The 15,947-nt window shown below is 39.8% G+C and carries 16 protein-coding genes; 11 read left to right on the forward strand and 5 right to left on the reverse strand.

What is annotated here, in order from left to right:
* The 5 genes from NIE88_RS22505 to NIE88_RS19415 all read left to right on the forward strand — a co-directional run.
* The coding region (locus NIE88_RS22505; protein ID WP_290446604.1) for a LysM peptidoglycan-binding domain-containing protein at positions 1 to 352 on the forward strand (352 nt) is incomplete at its 5' end.
* 17 nt (positions 353 to 369) lie between these two features.
* The gene (locus tag NIE88_RS19400; RefSeq protein ID WP_253064939.1) at positions 370 to 1,770 is read left to right on the forward strand and encodes a hypothetical protein; all 1,401 of its coding nucleotides are present in this window, start codon (positions 370 to 372) and stop codon (positions 1,768 to 1,770) included.
* Between the two features lie 252 nt (positions 1,771 to 2,022).
* Positions 2,023 to 2,307 (forward strand): hypothetical protein, encoded by a 285-nt coding sequence (locus tag NIE88_RS19405; RefSeq protein WP_253064941.1) that lies wholly within the window; start codon positions 2,023 to 2,025, stop codon positions 2,305 to 2,307.
* Positions 2,231 to 2,911, forward strand: a complete 681-nt coding sequence (locus tag NIE88_RS19410; RefSeq protein ID WP_253064943.1) for a hypothetical protein — start codon at positions 2,231 to 2,233, stop codon at positions 2,909 to 2,911. The genes NIE88_RS19405 and NIE88_RS19410 overlap by 77 nt, the downstream gene beginning before the upstream one ends.
* 918 nt (positions 2,912 to 3,829) lie before the next feature.
* Complete coding sequence (locus tag NIE88_RS19415; protein WP_253064945.1) at positions 3,830 to 4,246, forward strand: hypothetical protein; 417 nt, start codon at positions 3,830 to 3,832, stop codon at positions 4,244 to 4,246.
* Between the two features lie 392 nt (positions 4,247 to 4,638).
* Here NIE88_RS19415 and NIE88_RS19420 read toward each other — a convergent pair whose 3' ends face one another.
* Complete coding sequence (locus tag NIE88_RS19420) at positions 4,639 to 4,980, reverse strand: YolD-like family protein (RefSeq protein ID WP_253064947.1); 342 nt, start codon at positions 4,978 to 4,980, stop codon at positions 4,639 to 4,641.
* A gap of 1,466 nt (positions 4,981 to 6,446) precedes the next feature.
* On the opposite strand from NIE88_RS19420, the gene NIE88_RS19425 reads away from it, so the two are divergent.
* The 3 genes from NIE88_RS19425 to scfB all read left to right on the forward strand — a co-directional run bounded on the left by NIE88_RS19425 (position 6,447) and on the right by scfB (position 8,431).
* Positions 6,447 to 6,587, forward strand: coding sequence for a hypothetical protein (locus NIE88_RS19425; protein ID WP_253064949.1), 141 nt, complete (start codon positions 6,447 to 6,449; stop codon positions 6,585 to 6,587).
* A gap of 211 nt (positions 6,588 to 6,798) precedes the next feature.
* A complete protein-coding gene (gene scfA / locus NIE88_RS19430; protein WP_093670163.1) occupies positions 6,799 to 6,948 on the forward strand; it encodes a six-cysteine ranthipeptide SCIFF in 150 nt (49 codons plus the stop codon).
* A gap of 76 nt (positions 6,949 to 7,024) precedes the next feature.
* A complete protein-coding gene (scfB, locus tag NIE88_RS19435) occupies positions 7,025 to 8,431 on the forward strand; it encodes a thioether cross-link-forming SCIFF peptide maturase (protein WP_253064951.1) in 1,407 nt (468 codons plus the stop codon).
* An 89-nt stretch (positions 8,432 to 8,520) separates the two neighbouring features.
* Here scfB and NIE88_RS19440 read toward each other — a convergent pair whose 3' ends face one another.
* From NIE88_RS19440 to NIE88_RS19450, 3 genes are all read right to left on the reverse strand, one after another.
* Positions 8,521 to 9,258 carry a zinc-binding dehydrogenase gene (locus tag NIE88_RS19440; protein WP_253065037.1) on the reverse strand — a complete coding sequence of 246 codons (738 nt, stop codon included), beginning with the start codon at positions 9,256 to 9,258 and terminating at the stop codon, positions 8,521 to 8,523.
* Positions 9,183 to 9,524, reverse strand: a complete 342-nt coding sequence (locus NIE88_RS22650) for an alcohol dehydrogenase catalytic domain-containing protein (protein WP_253064953.1) — start codon at positions 9,522 to 9,524, stop codon at positions 9,183 to 9,185. Before NIE88_RS22650 ends, NIE88_RS19440 begins: the two co-directional genes overlap by 76 nt.
* 70 nt (positions 9,525 to 9,594) lie before the next feature.
* Positions 9,595 to 10,512 carry a YczE/YyaS/YitT family protein gene (locus NIE88_RS19450; RefSeq protein ID WP_253064955.1) on the reverse strand — a complete coding sequence of 306 codons (918 nt, stop codon included), beginning with the start codon at positions 10,510 to 10,512 and terminating at the stop codon, positions 9,595 to 9,597.
* 335 nt (positions 10,513 to 10,847) lie between these two features.
* On the opposite strand from NIE88_RS19450, the gene NIE88_RS19455 reads away from it, so the two are divergent.
* The 3 genes from NIE88_RS19455 (at position 10,848) to NIE88_RS19465 (ending at position 15,090) form a co-directional block, all read left to right on the forward strand.
* Positions 10,848 to 11,789, forward strand: a complete 942-nt coding sequence (locus NIE88_RS19455; RefSeq protein ID WP_253064957.1) for a 2-dehydropantoate 2-reductase — start codon at positions 10,848 to 10,850, stop codon at positions 11,787 to 11,789.
* Positions 11,790 to 11,833: 44 nt separating this feature from the next.
* Entirely contained in the window at positions 11,834 to 12,904 is a 1,071-nt protein-coding gene (locus NIE88_RS19460) for a PTS sugar transporter subunit IIC (RefSeq protein ID WP_253064966.1), read from the forward strand.
* A 257-nt stretch (positions 12,905 to 13,161) separates the two neighbouring features.
* On the forward strand, positions 13,162 to 15,090 hold the full coding sequence (locus NIE88_RS19465; RefSeq protein ID WP_253064968.1) for a fructose-1,6-bisphosphatase: 1,929 nt from the start codon (positions 13,162 to 13,164) through the stop codon (positions 15,088 to 15,090).
* Between the two features lie 90 nt (positions 15,091 to 15,180).
* Here the strand turns inward: NIE88_RS19465 and NIE88_RS19470 are convergent, their stop codons facing one another.
* Complete coding sequence (locus NIE88_RS19470; protein ID WP_253064970.1) at positions 15,181 to 15,822, reverse strand: TIGR01906 family membrane protein; 642 nt, start codon at positions 15,820 to 15,822, stop codon at positions 15,181 to 15,183.
* Positions 15,823 to 15,947: the final 125 nt, after the last annotated feature.

Below are 15,947 nucleotides of genomic sequence, written 5' to 3' on the forward strand. Positions count from 1 at the left end.
AAAGCGAACCGTCTACCTGTACCAGTCCACAAACTTTTCCGTCAAGTACCGCGTCGCTAAGTTTAAAAAGGGCACCGTCTTTACAATTACAGGCAGCAAGTTGTCATTCACGGGCCTGCTGCGATTTAAGACAAAGAGCGGCCTCTATATCACGGCAAACAAGGATTATGTCAAGGTCTACTCAGTCGTTAAAAAGGCCACAAAAAAGATAGTCAAGAAGCCGTACATTGTTAAAAAAGGCGATTCGCTGTGGAAGATTGCTCAAGCAAAGAAAACTACGGTGAATAAGCTAAAAAGAGTAAACAAGCTGCACTCGGATGTTATCTATCCGGGTCAAAAGCTCAAATACTGAAAGGATGAGGAAAATCATTGAATTACATTAAAAAAATCTTTGTGAGTGTTTTTTGTCTGGCAATTATAGGAGTGCCTTTTTTCGTAATTGGTGATGGAAAGCTCGCAAAAGCAGCAGAAATTTCTCCGTTGATTACTTCTTATGCTCCTCAGGTCAAAAGTGCTGATACTAACGTTTCGTATGTTGATAATTCGGGAAATCGAAGAACAGCGATCATGCATCATCCGGGAGTAACGATGACGCAGCAGGAGCTGGATAATATGCGAGATCATGTGCGGGCGGGGGATGAACCATGGAGTTCAGCCTTTGCCAAATTTGCAGCAGATCCAAAGGCGTACAAAAATCCGCGAATTTATTATGAACCGGAAAATGATATTTTTATCCATATTCGTGGCCCATGGGCATATGAAAACTATCAAAATCCAAGTGAGTACGTAGGAGATCGAGCTAACATTGATGGAGCAACCGCCTTTAAACAGGCAATTATGTGGTATATTACTGGTGACGAGGCGTACCGTTCCAGTGCGATGTATATTATTAGATCATATTCAAAGATTCAGTCAGTGGCTCCTCATACGAACTTTCGTTTCGCCACATTGACTTACTTCTTAGCTGCAGCAGCCGATATTCTTCGTTATTCAGATACCCCCTCTCAGAACTTGAAGTGGACGTATAGCGATACGCAAAATCTCACACAAGCAATGAGTCTGCTAACGGTCACTTATGATCCACATACCTTTTTTATGAATCAACATAGTTTTTCAACCATGGGGACTATAGGGAAAGCCATTTTTACCAATGATTTAAAATTATATGAAGAGGCAGTTGAAGCAACAACCGTTAATTCTGCAGGTGATACGGGCGGAAGAAATGGATCGATAAAATATCAGATGCGTCTGATGACTAAAAATGAACAGACGGGTGAAGCATTAAATCCAGCGAATTATCATGTACAGGTCATAGAAATGGGACGTGATGTCGGCCATTCTTGGGATGATATTGGTGGACTGACAACACTTGCACAGACGATCTATGCACAGGGAACGAAAGTTGATCCGGAGACGGGGACTGTATCCACCAAACCAAATGCAGTTAATCCGTTTAACTTTTTAGATGATCGGTTATTGGCGGGAACCACTTACATGTTAAAGTACCATTTGGGATATGATGTTCTATGGACGCCGGCAGATAGCGGTAATGGTTATTATACAGCGATCAATTCTTCAGGAAGAGGAAGAATTGATCCATTCTTGGGTATTTTGTACAATTATTATAAATATATTGAGAAACAGGACATGACTCAAGAAAAATATAAATATTTAGCTACTGCTTATGAACAACACATGCCGGAGGGGACATCCAATGATTTTCCAGCTGCGGCAACCTTATTATTTACTCCAAATTCAGCTAGTCAATAACTGGTCAAAAGGGTAATGGTTGTTTTAAAGGAGCCTTATTACGGGCTCCTTTTTCATACATAAAAAATCCCACGCCCTCGCATGGGCAGGGGAAAGATTTGGTTATCTTGTCATCCTCCTCTATAAGCTATTAAACTCCCGTGTGATAATTTATCTTTGCAATGGTTTACCGCGTTAATGCGTGTTAATGTGCGGTTCGTGTGGCATAAGTTATGGTAATATTTTCATATAAAATGCAAGGGAGAAATGATTATGAAAAAAAGATTTAAAATTACTTTTTTAATAGGATTATTTTCACTAATGGCTTTTTTGACAATCCCGTCAATAACTTTTGCACAAGAAGACCCAAGTCAGATAAAGAGTCAAACCGGTGTTTCTACGACAAATGAGCAAGAATTAAGTTCAGTTAAAGAGTATCAAAACAAATTGATCGATGCTCTTAAAAAGAGTAATCCTAAAAATGACGATCAAGTTAATAGCGCTGAATTGTCATTTAAAATCGCAATATTATTTAGCACCAAGAGTGCTGAAAAATAAAGAACAGTCAATATTTGACGAAGGTGCATTGAGTAGAAAGAAAGCTGTTAGTTCACAAGGGATAGATCTTGATAAATATATATTAAAAAATGTAAAACTTGGAAATTTTCAATCTTACAAAATAAATGATAATGTATCAATTATTTTTACGGACGATTTGGGTTACTTTATTGAAGTAGCTAGTGAGGTTCCATCGTTACCCGTTACAAATAATGCTAGTCCGCTCTTTATTTCACTAGCATCGAGTTCGTATAAAAACACAAAAACGTATACCTATGGAATCACAAGATATGCCTATATTTTACACCAACCTCTCTATTCTGTTGGTGTGAAGGGTTATTTTTCGTATAATAAATCCAAAGTTAACGCGCATTTAGTTGATGGGTGGTATAAGAGGGCTACTGCTTCTATTTGGCAAGTAAGTGATTGGCATAAGGGATCACGAATTAATAGTGCAAAACATGGAGAAGTATACAGTGAAGGCAATTTTCATTTTGGAATAGAGTATGCAGGTATTGGACTAATTCTTGAAGAACAACATGTTAAGGTGTATATTAGGGCTGATAAAAAAGGAAAGCATTGGCATGGGTACAGCATGAAATAAGGAGTGAATAATCTTGAAGGGATTTCTTTTATCAAAGACGTACATTATAACGTTTGTTATTGTCACTTTTTTGTTCGCCTTACAGTTAGCGCAACCCCATTTAGTTAATTGGTTAGCACTTCTATTGGCAGCATTTGTTGTTTCGATTTTTGTCACACCAATTGTTAATTTTATTTTTAAGAAATGAAACGTTATTGCGATTGTACAATTAATTAAATAATAAAGAATACCCATCCACTGCCCCAAAGTGAATGAGTATTCTTTATGTTAATCTCACTACTGATCCCCTCGAAAATATTATTCATAATCTTCGTTGATCACGCAAATCGCACTTTTGCTGAAAATAGAGGTTACAACTACTATTAATATCAAAGGTCATTATAAATTTTGCTGAAACCTTTCTTTATTCATCGTTTTTTACTTATTGCTGTTTAGGAAAAGGGTTCACCACCTGGGTGACCGGGTGTACATACTTGAGTGATACGAAGATCGTTTAATAATGTGACTAATGTGTGAACATGAGATTTTTGTAGTTTACTAATTTTATAGGTTAATCAGACGGATACTTTGTCATATAATGTCGAACACTGTCGGAATCAGAGAATAACATGCGGGAGTGTGCGTGTTCACGCATCAAAACGTGCGGAATACCGCGTAAAATATTTCGGAGTCACGCATGAAAAATGCGGGTTCGTACAGCATAATTTATAGTAATATTTTCATATAAAATATACGAGGAGGACTGTATGCTTAAAAGCTTATTAATTAAATCAACTCTGGTATTAAGTGTTTTTGGTATCTCTGTAATTATTTTGGCACCAGCATCATCCACTTTCGGTTTCTCAAAATAAGCACGCTCAGTCGCAGACGGTCACCAGCAACCTTTCCAATTAATCGAAAGATGCTCAACAAAATACCTTGCAAATTACTAACCTTTCTTCAAAAAATATAAACGCACTAAAAAATTTAAATTCTGCTCCGGTCACCAAGTCGGTAAGAGTCGGCAACACTATTTACTCAGTTTCAACTACAGCTGACAGCAGCACCTCACCTTTATTCAGTGCACTCTATAAATCAAAAGGTGTTACCAAGATTACTCATGATGGAAGATATTCAACGATTTATCTCACAAAGCATGATGCCCAACTAGCTGTTGAAGGCGCAGGTATTGTAGTAGGTGGATATGTTGGTAGAGCACTGGGGGTGTTGCTTTTGGCTTTAGTGGGTTTAGGGACACGGGAGGCTATTAAGGGTGCTGTATGGATTAGATTGTTGACGATTCAGGGAACTGATGGCCTTTATCATACTGTGGTTGTTAAATGGGGCTGGCAATAATTCATTAATTTGTTCCATATTATTACGTGAACCAGTTAATTAAAAGTTAAGTTGCCGAGGTGACACTATGCGGAAATCTTTTTGGTTTCGGACGATTGCTATCGTAATATTGCTTTGTGTGTTGTTTTTAGTTCATGCATATACCCCACCATATTATGACCCCATCATCATTTTACTTGTTATATTGGGCATTCTTGTTGGAGTATTTGGCGACTATATAGATCGAAGGCACAAGTAAAACATGTGTATGGGCATTAAAAAGTTTTAAAATGTGTCTAAGCGTTCCTCAAAATGTAATATCAAAAGAAGATGCATAAAAATATCCGTCCCTCAACAAGGACGGGTATTTTTTTGTTAAAATAATTCCTGTGCTGTTGCACGGGGGAGAGGGATTAGTTTGATTTTACATCCATTATATCGTCAAAAGCATATCGTTCCTTTAATCTGTAAGCATCGAAAACAATCAGCAATTTATTAATCGAATTCAGCCGCTGCGGATAGCAAATTGTTTTTTTAATAAATCCATCCTCATAATAGGAAAGTTCTACAGGGCATCTTTTCTTGATCGCCTCCTGCAATGTACGCCCGATTTGTTCTAACTCATCTTCGGCTAAAAAAGGACGAAGTATTTTTTGTTCATTAAGTGCTTCTTCACGTATCCGTGCTATATGTTCCGGCAACATCATTCTCATGGATTCCCACCGCATATTACTTCCTTCGGTCAACTTGTTCATCCTAATCCTCCGTTCCGACTTGGTACCTGCTTTAACTTCTTGATTATGTGTTCGATTTCTTTCCGGTCATGACCAGTCCGCTGCTCCAAATCATTTAAGTTGATTGTTCGACCGAAGTTCTGGTTGTTTAAGATAATCCACCGAAGCTTTCGCTCAAAATCAGAGAGCATATGCATCACCCTTTACCAATAATTTACGAACATTTATTCTTATTATACATTGTTTTACAAATGAATGTTCAATATAATTTATGGAAAAAGGAGAGTGAAAAGCATGCATCCAGGGGACATTGTTGTGATCATTTATCAGGGCAGATCAGATAAATTTACGAAGAGACGTATTCGCGTCATTTCAGTTTCTGACCAATATATCCGGGCGTATTGTTTTTCATGCCGGCAGATCCGAACTTTTTCCAAAGCTCGCGTCTTTTCTTCGATGCGAGTAATTTCTGCCTAAAATATGGGGCAGAATTCGAGCATTAATGAATTTTGAATGGCTTTATAGAGACTTATAATTAATTATGAAATGTGTATAAAACAGTCATTTTGTTTAATCAATATGAACCAACTTTATACGTTTTCAGGCCTTCTAAGCCGTGAGTTATGGGTTAGAATCCCTTCTGGGACATAGTGGAAAGCCTTGATAGTTAAAGCCTTTTTGTTTTGCTTGTTTTTGTGTTGATGGTTGCGCAATAGCATTGCTGCAAAATCAGTTGCTTTCCTGAAATGTAATCATTGTACTACCTACCATTAAGGTGCTTTCTATCTGCAAGTTGTGGCAGTGAATGGACTTTATCAGACAGTTTTACTTTTATTCTTTTTTCGATCTATTCTATCCCAAATCTTATTCGTCACTGCGTACGCAATAACAGAAACGAATATAAACGTTGATTCATAAGGTCCAAGGTAAGGAAGAAAATAGGTTGCAATATAAATTATTATGAAAAGGATTGCCTAAAACACGAGGCGTTTTGAGGTGAACCGTTTTTTTTAATCATTAATCAATTGATCCATAGTTATCGCTCCGATCTAATAATTTATTTTACATCAAATCGTGGATGAATAATTAAGTAATCAATTAATTAAACAAGAAATTCAGTAAAATGTTAATAAAGACGAAATTGTGCGAAATCGTAGAGGATCAAAAACTTTTTTTATGGGAAGATTTCATTTCTGCATACAAACATAAAGAAATGTTTCGAATTCATATATCAAAGAATCAGATGATAATTCTTCAAATTTTGACAATGACTTTTTTGCGTTAACCGAAATGTTTCGGAGGAACACATGCTTTCTATAATACTTATTTATACACATGATCATAGGGCTTATCGCCCAATAAAGTGAATATAATAGACATAATTAGCTCTTTAGACGTGTGAATGTTACGATTGATTTATCGAATGGGGAAAATAGACTGGTTCTCAATAGGTGTAAAAATAGTATGGGCGGAGGAGCGGTTAACTCATGAGTCAGGAGTATCATTCGTTTATTGAATTGCTGAAGGATGCACATGATCGGTTAGATCGTGTGGAACGTGACTTGAGTCGTATCAATGAAGTCTGTGAACAGATTGAGCGTCGTAAACCCATGGAGTGTATAAAATAACCATTATTTCTTTCATCTTTTTTCCTTTTCAATGTCAAACATCACAGTAAAGTTATTTTTCTTTTTGTATACTAAAAAAAGTAGGTTTTCATTACTTATCGCTGTGTGAAGGAGAATTGTATGAAAACCGTGCTTTGACGATTAGATCGGGTAATCATGCAAACTCATGGATCCGGATTTTTTTTAAGATAACGAAAAGGGGTCATTTATGATGAAAAGAATCGTCACGTTGAACACGATGAATCTGAGAGAGTCAGCAAATCACGGCGGACACGGCGAATGCCAGACTTCTTGCCAATCCGCATGCAAAACATCTTGTGGTGTTGCCAATCAGCAATGTGCTGATCCGGCTAATCGATAAGAAAGAAAACTGTGTACCGCCCAACTGCTGATGCGGATGGGCGGCAATTTTTTGTGCGAAGGAGTCTGTCTGCATTATGATTCATCAATATAAATTAAACGGGTACAATATTGTTCTTGACACATATAGCGGATCGGTGCATGTTGTCGATGATCTCGCTTACGATGTGATTGCACTTTACGAAGATTCAAAACCTGAAGCCATTATTGCTCAAATGTTGAATAAATATGCAGTGCATGAAGATGTAACGGAAGAAAGTATTCGTGAAACGATCAGTGATGTTGCGAAACTGAAAAAGGATGGTCAGCTATACTCTGAAGATGAGTTTAAGGATCTGTCTTTTAATTTAAAGAAGAGAAAGACCTATGTAAAAGCGTTGTGCTTAAACGTTGCCCATACCTGCAACTTGACTTGTGATTATTGCTTTGCCAGTCAAGGTAAATATCATGGCGCGCGCGCGATCATGAGCTATGAAGTGGGCAAACGGGCGATTGATTTTTTGCTTGAGAATTGCGGCTTTCACCGTAATCTGGATGTCGACTTTTTTGGCGGCGAACCGCTGATGAATTGGAAAGTTGTGAAACAGATTGTTGCCTACGCACGAAGCAAAGAGGAGGAATACAACAAACATTTCCGCTTTACTTTGACGACGAACGGTCTGATGCTCAAGGACGAGGTCATTGACTTTCTGAATAAAGAAATGCACAATGTTGTTCTCAGTCTTGACGGACGTAAGGAAGTGCATGATCGGTTGCGCAAGACGATCACTGGGAAAGGAAGCTATGATTATATCGTTCCGAAATTCCAGAATTTCGTCAAGAAACGCGGGGACAAGGAATACTATGTGCGTGGAACCTTTACGCATAATAACGTCGATTTCACCAATGATATTTTTCATATGGCGGATCTTGGATTCGACCGTCTGTCGATGGAACCGGTAATCTGCGATCCGAAGGAACCTTATGCCTTGAAGGAAGAAGATCTGCCAATTATTTATGAGCAGTATGAGACGCTTGCAAAAGAAATGCTTAGGCGCGAAGAAGAGGGCAGGAGCTTTATCTTTTACCATTACATGCTTGATCTGTCGGAAGGGCCATGCATCCATAAACGGATCTCAGGCTGCGGTTCGGGTACAGAATATATGGCAGTCACGCCATGGGGCGAGTTGTTCCCGTGTCATCAATTTGTTGGTGATGAAGACTACAGCATGGGCAATATCTGGGACGGTGTGAAGACGCCGGAGATTCAAGATGAATTCAAGGAAACAAACTGCTATTCCAAACCGGAGTGTCAGGATTGCTGGGCAAAGCTTTACTGCAGCGGTGGCTGCCCGGCAAACTCGCTGCACGCGACGGGATCATTGACCGGAAATTTCGAATTCAGCTGTGACATTTTCCGTAAACGGATTGAATGTGCAATGATGATCAAGGTTGCTCAATCAATGAGAACAATGGATCAAGATAAAGAAGCTGTAAACAATTAAATAAAGAAAAGCTGCTCATCAAACGCGATGGGCAGCTTTTTTGATCCGCTTTTTTTATTATTTAAAGCAACTCAATTTGCATTTTGCGATTATTTATTAATTTGTACAACAGCCTTAGTGATTTTCTCTTGTATGCGTCCGTTCAGAACATCCGGAATAGTGTTAAGATCCAGCTCATGGGTAATCAGATCTTCCACATTCAGTTGCCCGCTGGACATAAGTTCAATCGCATCCTGCATGGCATGAGGATTGATAAAAGCACCTTTGATGGTCAATTCCTTAAAAAAGATGTCATAGGAGTTGACTTTGATGATATCGTCAGGTCGGGAAACACCGAACATAAGCACCTGACCACCGCGGTTTGCGGAAGCAATCGCCTGCTCCTGCGTTTTCGGCAAACCGACACATTCGATCACAAGATCGTAGGCTTCAGTATGCTCCACATTTTCCGGATTAAAAATTTCGTCAGCACCGATTCGTTTCAGTAATTCGACCTTTTTCGGATTGCGACCGCTGACTGCAATTTTCTTTAAGCCATTTGCTGCAAGCAGAGCAGTGAAAATCTGACCGATAAAGCCGTCACCAATAACCAGTGCAGTATAATGGGGTTTAATCACCAATTCATCAAGCCCGTGCACAGCGCAGCTGACCGGTTCAACCATCGCCGCAACCTTCAAGCTGAGGCTGTCCGGAATGCGATAGACATTTGTTTCCGGTACATTCACGAACTCAGCCATGCCGCCATGGCGCGTTACGCCGATTGCTTGATTGTGTTCACAAAGCTGCGGGCGGCCTTCATGACAATAGTGACAGAAACCGCAAGGAATATTCGGATCAAGGCCATTCTGTCGCCGACTCTCAGAGTGCTGTGTACTTCCAAACCAAGATCAGCGACAACACCGGAGATCTCATGACCGAGTACGACCGGCATATTTGCATCACCCGATCCTGGAAGGCCTTTATATAAGTGCTTGTCCGTACCGCAAATGCCAACATAACCTACCTTGACTTTAATTTCATGATTCTTAAGCGCAACATCGGGAAGATTTTGAAGTTCCAGACATTCCTTTTCTGTTAAAACGAGAGCTTTCATTACATGCAAACTCCTTTCTTAATCAAAAAAGCAAAAGATCATTCGTCAGAGCAAACAAGGCATCGTGGATTTACTCTTCATCCTCACTGTTTTGTTTTCGTCGATGCTGCTTTTTTCGCAGCAGGCCTAATTGAATAACAGAATCTTTCAGTACGGTTCGCGCTTGACTGACGGTATGTCTTACTTGTTTTTGTTTCAGTTCAAGCTCTTGATCTGAGTAGTGCGAAAGTTTCTTTTGAATTTCCACGGTATGAATATAACTGTCTTTAACGAAGTTGTAGGTGGATTTTCCAGCAAGATCGAAACCATGTCCAATTTTCTTGCTGGAAGGTTCTCTGCTGAAATCAGCAACCGAATCAATCAGTTTTTCGCTGAGCTTGTGATCCCAGAATGTAATCAGCGGACCGGCAAAGAATGAAATGATGATGGTTGCCAGACCAATTGGGCCGCCCATAATTAAAGCGGCAATCATGAAGACAAGATCCTGAACAATACGGCAATATTTATATTTGATGTGCAGACGTGTCGAAGCAATCGGCGCTAATGCATCATAGGGAGCAACTCCCAGATCTGCGGTCATGTACAAGGATGTTCCAAGTGTAAATAAAAGCAGTCCGAGCACCCCATTGACAATAGCGGTCAAAAGTGTCGGCTGATAGTGGAAGAGCGTTTCGTAGAGTGTTGAGAACCAATCGATCATAAAACCGGCAAAAACCATATTAAACACAGTACCAATACCGATTTTCTTGCGATCAAGCAATATGACGATAACAATAATGACAATGTTGGTAAGCAGTTGATACAAGCCCAGACCCATATGTACTTTGTTCGAAACGCCGATATTAAGCGCGGTGAACGGATCAAGACCAACGTTTCCCATTTTGCATAATGTTGCACCGGCAGCAAGAATGGCAACGCCTATAAGCGAAATTATTGACTTAATAAAAAACTCAAACTTTCGATGCGGATTAATTTCTCCTTCATTCACAAGCTTATCCCCAGTTTTGATACATCATGCTCTCGCCTACTGGGCAAGAGTATACGACTGTATCTTGATAGGCATGAAAAATATTTCCGAACGTTTAGACCCCGTATTTATTGTTTCAATAGCTTTTTCTTTTGTCAAGGACGGCTCATCACCTATTAACTGTATATTATGAAAAAAAATTTCTTTAAAAAAGGTTCCTTTGTTTATCTGCCAGCGGCTAGGATGCGCTTTTTAAGCAAATTCATTCAAAACAAATAATCGAGAAATCATTCACAATATTTTAAACAAACCGTATTATGTAAGCGCATACAAACGGATTTTTTGGAGGCGTGATGATGAAAATAGCGATTGCAGGGGCCGGAGCTATGGGCAGCCGATTTGGGCTTATGCTTTATCGTTCGGGAAATGATGTTGTACTTATTGATCAGTGGCATGATCATGTGGAAACCATCAAGAAAAACGGTCTGAAAGCTAATTATAATGGGCAGGAGATCACAGAACAAATTCCTATCTTTTATCCACAGGAAATGACGAGCAACAAGACACAGGTGGAACTCATCATTGTGTTTACAAAGGCGACACAGCTTGAACACATGCTGCAAGCGATTAAACCGCTGATTGGTATCAAAACAATGGTGCTTTGCCTGCTTAACGGACTAGGTCATGAAGATATACTACAACATTATGTATCCAAGAAAAACATTCTTCTTGGTATCACCATGTGGACAGCGGGTCTTGAAGCACCTGGAAAAGCAAAGCTGTTTGGCGACGGAGAAGTAGAGCTTCAGAATATTGATCCAGCCGGAGAAGCTGGTGCGCACCGAATGGTGAATGTATTAAAAAAAGCAGGGCTGGGAGGCATTTACAGCAGTAATGTTAAGTATTCAGTTTGGCGCAAAGCGTGTGTGAACGGTACGTTGAACGGTACATGTACCCTCTTGGATGCAACGATCGGAGCATTTGGTGCAACGACGGCCGCAATTCCCATTTTAAAAGCGATTATCAGCGAATTTGCGGCAGTGGCTCAAAAGGAAGGCGTTGTTCTTAATCAGAAGGAAATTCTCGATCATGTTGCGGCGACCTTTGATCCGAATGGAATTGGTATGCATTACCCGTCAATGCATCAAGATTTAATAAAAAATCATCGTTTGACAGAAATTGATTATATTAACGGTGCTGTTGCTCGTAAGGGCAGAGCGTACAATTTGCCGACCCCTTATTGTACGTTCTTAACAGAACTGGTACATGCAGAGGAGCAAATTCTCAAGGCACGATAGTCTTTGAGGAATAGTCATCCGTATCTGAAAAGGAGGAATTCCAAATGTCTGATCATGAACAACGATTAACATCAAAGGTCTTTATTAATAAAGTGCTCTCCGGAACCGCACTCGGAATCATTGTCGGCTTGATTCCAAACGCTGTCTTATGTGCCATACTTAAATTGCTCGGTGATAACAGTATTGCCCTGTTTATTTCTCATGCGGTTGTAATTTTTCAAGTGGCGACCCCGCTGCTTATTGGTGCGTTAATTGCTTTGCAGTTTGGTTTTAAGCCGATGAATATGGCTGTTGTAGCCGGAGCAGCGTATGTCGGATCAGGAGTCACGCAGTTCTCACCGACACTAACAAATAGTGCGACCCATACGGTCGGTGGTTATTTAAGTACCGGAACCGGTGATTTGATTAATACCATGATCACTGCGTCACTTGCTGTTCTCATGGTTCTATGGATTGGAAACAAATTCGGTTCGGTGGGCATCGTACTTTCTCCAATTGTAATTGGCGGTGGTGCGGGGACTATCGGTCTGATTCTTCTCCCTTATGTTTCTTATATCACCACTTCGCTGGGCAAACTTATCAATTCATTTACAACGTTGCAACCGATTTTGATGAGTCTTCTTATTGCATGTTCTTTCGCTATTTTAATCATCTCACCGATTTCGACGGTTGCAATTGGTATGGCGATCCAGTTGAATGGAGTGTCTGCCGGTGCCGCAGCGATGGGAGTGGCGGTTACAAGCATTGTATTAGTCATTCATTCTTGGAAAGTGAATAAATCCGGAGTAACGATTGCTATCGCTTTAGGAGCAATGAAAATGATGATGCCGAATTTGTTTCGACATCCGATTATTTTGCTGCCCATCTTAATGACAACCATTTTCTCAGCAATTCCGGTTGCATTATTCAGTGTTTCCGGAGTACCGACATCTGCCGGATTCGGACTCGTTGGCTTTGTTGGACCGCTTGCCTCAATTGATGCAGGACTTTCGCCATTGCTCGCTCTCATCATATGGATCATCATTCCAGTTGTGGTCGGGCTCATGATTCAGTTTTTATTTGCAAAAGCTATGAAGCTCTACAAAAAAGAAGATGTATTTCGTTATCTTGGCTAATATCTGGAAGATTGCTGTTCAATAGTCTTACGCAGGCAGCTGGAGAACGATTCAGCACAATTCTCCGGTTTTTTTGTGCACTTATATAAGTGAGATGAAATAGATGATATAATATATACTATATTATCTATTTTACTTTAATGTGATATACTTTATTTATTGATAATAGATAGACTAAATTGCTGAATTTTTTGAAACAAGTGCAATTGGTTGTTCAAAGAATAGCAAATAACATTTTTTTAGGCAAGGGGATGCCGATGGATACGAACTATTTGGATTTGCTTGCAGAGAAATATGACTGTGAGGAAAAAGTTGCAACTGAAATTATTAATCTTGAGGCAATTTTAAATCTGCCTAAAGGCACCGAGCACTTTGTCAGCGATTTACATGGCGAATCTCATGCGTTCCAGCATGTTCTGCGAAGCGGATCGGGCAATGTTAAACAAAAAATAAAGGATTTATTTAAGGATGAATGGTCACAAACAGAAGTCAACGATTTTGCGACACTTGTTTATTACCCTGAAGAAAAACTGCAATTGGTCAATGAATCGCTCGATCAAGAACAATTATTTGACTGGTATGCATCAACCATTAACAGAATGATAAAATTAACCTCCTTCTCATCAACGAAATATACACGCTCAAAGGTGCGAAAAGCACTCCCCAGCCAATTTGTATACATCATTGAGGAATTACTTTATAAGACAGATGAGCTTACGAATAAAAAAGAATACTATTCAAAAATAATTAATCGTATGATTTCTCTTGGACAGGCGAGCAAGTTAATTACAGGACTGGCTTATACGATTCAGCGTTTGGTAGTGGACCATCTTCATGTTGTCGGTGATATTTATGATCGCGGACCGCATCCTGAGCGCATCATGGATACTTTAATGAATTATCATTCTGTAGACATTCAATGGGGGAATCACGATGTCTTGTGGATGGGCGCCTTTGCGGGCTCAAAGGTGTGTCTTGCCAATATGATCCGTATCTGCGCGCGCTATAATAATCTTGATATTATTGAAGACGTATATGGAATCAACCTCATTCCGCTTCTCAATCTTGCGGAAAGGTACTATGACGATAATCCTGCATTCCGACCGAAAATGAGCGTGAATCAACAACTTTCAGAGCGGGAGCTGCTGCAAATTACGAAAATACATCAAGCGATCTCAATGATCCAATTCAAGCTGGAAATGCCGATTATCAAAAGACGCCCGGAATTTCAAATGAAGCATCGCCTGCTTCTTGATAAAATTGATTATGACAGTCAGACCATCAGATTTAAAGATAAGGTATACAAATTAACGAATACATGTTTTGCCACGGTAATTTCTGATCACCCGGAGCAGCTGCTGCTTGAGGAAGAGCAGGTGATTGAGAAGTTGATGTTTTCCATTCGGCACTCTGAAAAACTGGCGAGACACATGAATTTTCTTATAGGGAAAGGCAGTCTCTATTTAAAATATAATGGCAATTTGCTGATTCATGGATGTCTGCCGCTTAATAAAGACGGAAGTATGAAGCACATGGTCATCAAGGGAAAGGATTATTCGGGGAAGCGTCTGCTTGATGTATTTGAGTATTATTTGCGTTACAGCTGCGCGCATCGTCAGGAAACGGATGATTTTGCGACGGATATGGTCTGGTATCTATGGACCGGGGAAAATTCTTCTTTATTTGGAAAAAAGGATATGACAACCTTTGAACGTTATTTTATTAAGGATAAAGAAACCCATGCGGAACAGAAGAACTCTTATTATACGCTTCGCGAGAAAGAAGAGGTTTGCCGCCGGATGCTTACAGAATTTGATCTGGATGCCGAGGAAGGACATATCATTAACGGGCACACACCGGTAGAAGAAATTAATGGAGAGAATCCGATTAAAGCGAACGGTAAAATGATTGTGATTGACGGTGGATTTTCAAAAGCTTATCAATCGAAAACGGGCATTGCAGGCTATACGCTCTTATACAACTCCTATGGTATGCAGCTTGTTGCCCACCAACGCTTTCATTCAAAGGAAGATGTACTGAAAAATGGGACGGATGTACTCTCTGTGCGGCGGCTTGTGGATCATGATCTGCGAAGAAAAAAGGTACTTGAGACGAACATCGGTAACAATATATTGGAGCAAATTGCGGTTTTGAATGATCTGTTGGCCTATAAATATAAGAATTGATGGGTTGCGTGATTGATGCGAAGATGCTCTGGCAAGTAGCAGAGGGACGGATCACTGATTCGTTTCTCTGTTTATCGATTATCCTGCAAATTATTTGTCTGCTGCATATTTTCGGTAGATTACAACGATTGCCGTGATGCAAATGGCGATGATACCCAGAATAAGCAGAGCAGCATGCAAAAAGAATGTTTCCGGAAGAATGTTAATGATCGGATCTGTGTCTGGATCAAATATCCAGTAGTTGTTCCTAAAAAATAGTTTATGGAACATGATGAAGGTACGGTTAAAATCGATCGCGAACATAAGCAGCGGTACAACGGTGAATAAAGTAAGCACGATAGCCACCGGCTTTAAAAACGAATAGTTCCGATCGTTCATATTCTTCTTGATGCCGATGACACTGATTACTGCAGATAGAACGAACAAAACCTCGATTACCGTAAAAATTCTTTTGACATCCTGAAAATGGATGCGGCCGCCCGTTGAATAGGGGAGTGAGGGGAGATCAAACACATTTGAAAACGGATTCAACAAATACAAAATCGTGTAATTGTAATTTTCGACAATATGTGCGTTGCTGATGCCGGCTTGCTCGGCAATATTTAAGTACCGTATATCAAAATAATAAAGTGGTGTGAAAGCCAATGTGACAGTAATGGCGAAGCAAATGATGAATACGGCGACACTGATTGCAAGACCCCATTGAATGAAACGATAGTTGGTAAACGGCAAGCAGAAACACATCCTTAAGTACAAATCAATAATCGGTAGAGCGTATAATCATTATCCACTATTACAAACGAGAATTCAAAAATTTGGTGCGGATATTTGAATAATTGTGTCAGGTTAATGAAATA

This window comes from Sporolactobacillus shoreicorticis (assembly GCF_024125445.1).
Classification (GTDB): Bacteria; Bacillota; Bacilli; order Bacillales; family Sporolactobacillaceae; genus Sporolactobacillus; species Sporolactobacillus shoreicorticis.